Source organism: Pseudomonas sp. (assembly GCF_049645325.1).
Lineage (GTDB): Bacteria > Pseudomonadota > Gammaproteobacteria > Pseudomonadales > Pseudomonadaceae > Aquipseudomonas.
This window is the reverse complement of record NZ_JBARTQ010000314.1, coordinates 1-5,169: the sequence shown is the minus strand read 5'-3', so window position 1 is coordinate 5,169 and position 5,169 is coordinate 1. Positions and strand designations below refer to the sequence as shown.

Sequence of the window (5,169 nt, the reverse complement as noted above, 5' to 3'; positions counted from 1 at the left end):
GCTGCACGCCGAGCATTTCTTCGATCTGTTTGATGTGCTGGGAGATGCCCGACTGAGTGGCGAACTCACGTGCTGCCGCTGCCGTGAATGATCGCGTCTCGTACACCGCCACGAACATTTGCATTTCCCGCAAACCGGGTAGCGAGTCATTCATGGCGCGATACCTCTTTGAAGTCTGCGTTTGACGACTGCTCGCCATGGGCGATACGGATCGGTATCGCGTTGATGTCTTCGGTAGCCTTCTTCAAAAACTCGATGAAGTTCTGGGCAATCATCGACAAGGGTTTGCGCGCCGGCTCTACCAGCAGCATTTCGTCCCAGAGAATCGGATCGGCCAGCGGGTTAAGCGTAAAACGCTTGCGCCGCAGATCGTCGGCGATAAACAGGCCGGAAATAATCGCCGCCCAGTGGCTGGAGCGCACCAGATCCATGGCGCCCAGCATGGACTCGAACCAGTTGAGGCGCTGCACGACTTGCACCTTGTGATCGATCAGGTACTGCTCCAGCAGCGGTCGTCGTCCGATCGGCAGCACCAGGTGCAAGTCCTTGATGTCGCTCAGACGCACCGGTTCGCAGTGCGGCAAGCCTGAGTCAGGTGAGGACACCAGAAACGCCGGTGTTCTCGTGAACAACGATGTACTCAGCCCGACCGCCCCGCCACCGCCGTCGTAAGACATGCGTTGCGTGATGGCGAAATCCAGCATGCCACGACGCACTGCGGTCGCAATCACGCTGCCTGCGCCTTCGGTAAGGTGCACGGAAACGTTGGGATAAGCGGCTTCAAAAGCCAGCAGTGCGCGGCTGAATACCGAACGCGTCATGGTCGGGATCATGCCTATACGCAGCGAACCGTCCGACGGCTCTGCGCGATGACCGACTGCGTTGCAGGCGCTTTCGTGCTGACGCAGCAACTGCACACATTGCTGGTAATAGGCATGCCCGGCGGGCGTTGGAATAATCGTGCGGTCGCGGGCGAACAGCCGCACGCCCAATTGATTTTCCAACTGCCGAACATGCGCAGACACGCCGGACTGTCCCAGCCCTTCGCGGCTGGCAGCAACAGTGAAGGAGCCTTCCTCGTACACGGCAACAAACATGCGGATGTGCATCAGCTTGGGGAGCATCATGCGCGGAATCGTCTCTTATTATGCTTGCTGATCACCGCCAGCATTTTATAGGTGGCTCGTACTCTATCCATATCGGGAATGGCTTGCCAGCCCTGATCCAACCTCAATGAACAGGCGCAAAATCACAGGCTCCTGACAGGCGAAAGAAGGGTTAACGAGGCAGACGACGGCAAGACTACGCTTGCCGATCGTCCATGAACCGGAGGATGACGGTTCAGCAGGTTTTCATCATGCCGCCATCGACAGCCAGCACCTGTCCCGTCACGAACTGTGCGTCCTCGCTGGTCAAAAACAGCATTGGCCCGACAATATCGTTGGGCACCGCCATTCTCTTGAAGGCCTGTAAATTGACAATGCTATCGCGTACGACCTCGGGTATATGGCTGGTGCCGGGTGTCGCTGTCAGTGCGGGCGCGAGCGTATTGACGGTAATGAAGTCCTTGCCCAGATCATTCGCCAGTCCTCGGGTGAAGCCAATGATGCCCATCTTGCTTGCCATGTAATGGCTGACGCCGATGGCGTTGGTGACGATCGATGTCGAAGAGACGTTAACGATGCGCCCCCAGCCGTTAGTGCGCATCATCGGTACAAAGACTTTTGCGCTCAAAAACATACTGTCGAGATTGATCTCAAAGGTGCGCCGCCAGGTTTTGAAGTCCAGCGCATCGAAGTGCACATTCGGGTAGATCCCGGCGTTGTTGACCAGAATGTCGCAGCGACCATAGTGGTTTTTGACGACCTCGCCGGCAGCGATCCAGTCGGCTTCCTGGCTGACATCACAATGAATGGCAATAGCTTGGCCGCCCGCCTCCTCAATCCGCTCGCGGGTTTGCGAAAGATCGGCGATGTCCAGCAGTGCCAGAGCGGCGCCACGTTGTGCCAGTTGAATCGCCAGTTCCTGGCCAATGCCCTTGGCAGCGCCCGAAACAACTGCGACGCGATTTTTATGGGTTTGCACGGCGTCTACCCCAAAGGTTAAAGGTTGTCGTTGCCCCGCCGCGCGCCACTATCTCGTAGCGCGGCAAGGTCAGGGTTAGCCACCAAAGCGCGGCTCTGGCAGCCCTTGCACCCCCAAACCACGCACGGCGAAAAGACTCCCGCGCATCATGTTGTCACCTGGATAGCGTGGCAACGGCGGCTTGGCCATCGAAGTGACAAACAACGTGTCCATGTCAGGCCCGCCAAAGTTGACGCTGGTGACCTTCTTTACCGGCATTTCGATGACCCGATCGAGGCTGCCGTCCGGCGCAAAGCGGCACAACTTTCCGGCGTAGACCTGAGCATTCCAAAGGTAGCCTTCGGCATCGACCGTCGAGCCGTCAGTGGCTGTCGCCTCGGTAAAGCCTGCTTTGGTGAAGGTGCGACGGTTGGCAATGCCGCCGGTTTCGAGGTCATAGTCGTACGCCCAGATTTCACCGGAAAAAGTATCGGAGAAATAGAACGTCGAACCGTCGGGGCTCCAGCATGGCCCGTTGGAAATCGCGAAACCTGAATCGAGCGTATGCACCGAAAGATCCGGGTCGATGCGAAACAGCGTGCCATCGGCAAAGCCCTCGCGGGTGTCCATGCTGCCGACGATGAAACGCCCACGCGCGTCGACCTTGCCATCGTTCAAGCGGTTATGCGGCTTGCCAGCCTCGGGATTGACGATCAGCTGTGTCTCGCCCGTGTCGAAGTCGAGGAAATGAAACCCCGAACCTAGTGCCACAATGGCACCGCCATTACGACGCAGCGCCATCGAGCCGATGGTGTCGGGCATTTCCCACGTACGCACCTCGCGCCCGTCAGCGGTGCAGCGATAAACGCGACCGCCGACCACGTCGATCCAGTACAGGCGCTGCTCCTGCACATCCCATACAGGGCCCTCACCGATGGTGGTTTTTACGTCCACCAGAACATCGATCTGCATGTTATCTCCTGAATTTTCCTGAATTGGAATGAGGCGATCCGACCCAAGCTGAACCGCGATATTGAACGGGGCTGCTTAAGCTTTTGGTGGCTCGGCGATGGTGATGAACACGCCGTAAGGGTCTTTGAAGCTGAACCAGGTCATGGTCAGGTTTTGCCCAGGCTTGCGGATGATGATGTCTTTGGGCTCGCAAACCACCTCGACACCTTCGTACGCGCTGATCTTTTCAAAGGCATCGCGAGTGTTTTCAACCAGCAATGCGAGACGGGTAATCCCGACCTGATTCATCAAGTCATACGGGCCATCGCCGATGATCGTTGCCGGTTTGGTGTACTCGATCAGGTTGATTTCGGTGGCGTGCTTGGCATCGGCGCCTGCGGTGAGGATGTGATGGGCGTAAATGCTGATCTCATCTTCGGCGAAACCCAGCAGCGGGCCATCCGCTTCATCGGTTCTGGTTTCAAAGGTCGAAACAAAACCCAGTACATCGCGGTAGAACTTGAGAGCCTGATCAACGTCCGGGACGGTGATGCAAACGTGAAGCAATTTTTTAACCAGTGCGTTCATGACTTTTACCGCCCTTTAATTAGCCGTTCCAGGTGTTAGTGAGGTCGTAACGCGTTGCCCATTGGACGTCATACACCTTGTCGCCCCAGGTCTTTGTCTTGTCTTCACCAGCTTCAATGCGCGACGGGCTCTTCATCCAGTCTTCGAATTTTTCCTGGCTGTCGAATTCATAAATCGTCAGGTACGTCGGGCACGGCTGGGTGGTTACGCCGACGTGATAGGTCTCCTCGGCCAGTTTGAAGCGGCTGACTTTTCTCACGCAGTCGCCCTGCATCAACATCGGTACGTGCACGTCGTCGTACCAAACATTGAACTTGTCTTCGTCTTCCGCTGAGCAATTGATGCCCACTGTCCAGATAACGCTCTGGTCATTCATGATTAGTTTCCAATTATAAAAAGTTGCTCTTCGCCAGAGCCCCACAATGGAATTTCGGGTAATAGAAACCCCAGACCACTTCCGTCAAACAATCGGAAGTGGATCCGTCGTTGCTATTAACTGATTACTTTTTGGCGATGGCTTCGAAGAACCGGACCTTGCCTTCTTCGCGATGACTGCGCAGCGTGTGGGTGGTCATCACCGGATGCTGTTCGTACGCGGGTTCAGGCACATTCGGGTTGCCTGTCCAGGAAATCAGCCGGCACACACGATTGCTGATGCGCCAGCCTTTGTCGGTGCGCACCAGAATATCGTCGTACCAGCCACGGCCAACCCAGTCAGGGCCACCCACTGCCGAATCACGGGACAGCAGCCAGTCACCGTAGGTCAGCGCGTAGGCAGTGTCGCCATCAACGTGCACGCAAGAACCGGTCATGGTGTGCATGTGATTGGTCAGCGTTTCGTGGAAATCCTTGAAAGCGAACTTCAGTGCACCCACCGACTTCCAGACGGCGCCGGCCGGCCCGAAATCAGCGTGGGCATCCTCGGTAAACACCTCGTCCAGCAAGTCCCAGGCGTGAGCGTCCAACGCGACGCCATACAGGTTGATGACATCAATAATTTCGGACTTGTCTTGTGTGACACTCATTTAAATTCTCCGATTTTTCCGAGTAATAAATTCTACAAACACGGGTTACTTGCAGTACTCAATCACTTCCAGAACGTTGTCGAACGGGTCTTTGAACGTCAGTATCTTGAATTTACCGCCGGTTGGCGCGATCACCACTTGTGGCTCGCAGAGAAAAACGATGTCGCCGCGTGCCTTGAGCTTCTCATGAATGGCATCGGTGTCGTCTACACCAAACGCCATACGGTTGATGCCAGCGTGGTTCAGCGGCGCAGAAGTGTTTTTGTTGACCACGGTTTTTGGCTCGACGAACTCGATCAGGTCGATAACCGTGGCGTTGTCCTTGTCCTTGCCGACGAGGTGGTCGGCATGGATTTCAATGATCTGGTTCGGAAAACCAAGGATTTCACCGGGCGCCCTTTCGTGGCGCAGTTTGCCGATGGACTCAAGGCCGAGCACGCCGCAGTAAAACTCAAGTGCAGCATCGATATCAGCAACGGTGATGCACACGTGAAACAGGCGATTGATATAGCGATCCATGGTGTTTCCTTATTGTTGGTGG

8 protein-coding genes are annotated in these 5,169 nt (G+C 56.0%); all 8 read right to left on the bottom strand.

Features of this window, described 5'->3' with window-relative positions:
• The coding region (locus WBB95_RS14325) for a LysR family transcriptional regulator (protein WP_424488172.1) at positions 1 to 124 on the bottom strand (124 nt) is incomplete at its 3' end.
• Positions 125 to 146: 22 nt separating this feature from the next.
• Positions 147 to 1,127 carry a LysR family transcriptional regulator gene (locus WBB95_RS14320; protein ID WP_401208168.1) on the bottom strand — a complete coding sequence of 327 codons (981 nt, stop codon included), beginning with the start codon at positions 1,125 to 1,127 and terminating at the stop codon, positions 147 to 149.
• Between the two features lie 214 nt (positions 1,128 to 1,341).
• A complete protein-coding gene (locus WBB95_RS14315; protein ID WP_424488171.1) occupies positions 1,342 to 2,085 on the bottom strand; it encodes an SDR family NAD(P)-dependent oxidoreductase in 744 nt (247 codons plus the stop codon).
• Positions 2,086 to 2,160: 75 nt separating this feature from the next.
• Complete coding sequence (locus WBB95_RS14310; RefSeq protein WP_424488170.1) at positions 2,161 to 3,036, bottom strand: SMP-30/gluconolactonase/LRE family protein; 876 nt, start codon at positions 3,034 to 3,036, stop codon at positions 2,161 to 2,163.
• Between the two features lie 75 nt (positions 3,037 to 3,111).
• Positions 3,112 to 3,603 carry a VOC family protein gene (locus WBB95_RS14305; protein ID WP_424488169.1) on the bottom strand — a complete coding sequence of 164 codons (492 nt, stop codon included), beginning with the start codon at positions 3,601 to 3,603 and terminating at the stop codon, positions 3,112 to 3,114.
• 19 nt (positions 3,604 to 3,622) lie between these two features.
• Positions 3,623 to 3,979 carry a DUF4286 family protein gene (locus WBB95_RS14300; protein WP_017337777.1) on the bottom strand — a complete coding sequence of 119 codons (357 nt, stop codon included), beginning with the start codon at positions 3,977 to 3,979 and terminating at the stop codon, positions 3,623 to 3,625.
• A gap of 124 nt (positions 3,980 to 4,103) precedes the next feature.
• The gene (locus WBB95_RS14295) at positions 4,104 to 4,628 is read right to left on the bottom strand and encodes a nuclear transport factor 2 family protein (RefSeq protein ID WP_424488168.1); all 525 of its coding nucleotides are present in this window, start codon (positions 4,626 to 4,628) and stop codon (positions 4,104 to 4,106) included.
• Positions 4,629 to 4,673: 45 nt separating this feature from the next.
• Positions 4,674 to 5,147, bottom strand: a complete 474-nt coding sequence (locus tag WBB95_RS14290) for a VOC family protein (protein ID WP_401208181.1) — start codon at positions 5,145 to 5,147, stop codon at positions 4,674 to 4,676.
• Positions 5,148 to 5,169: the final 22 nt, after the last annotated feature.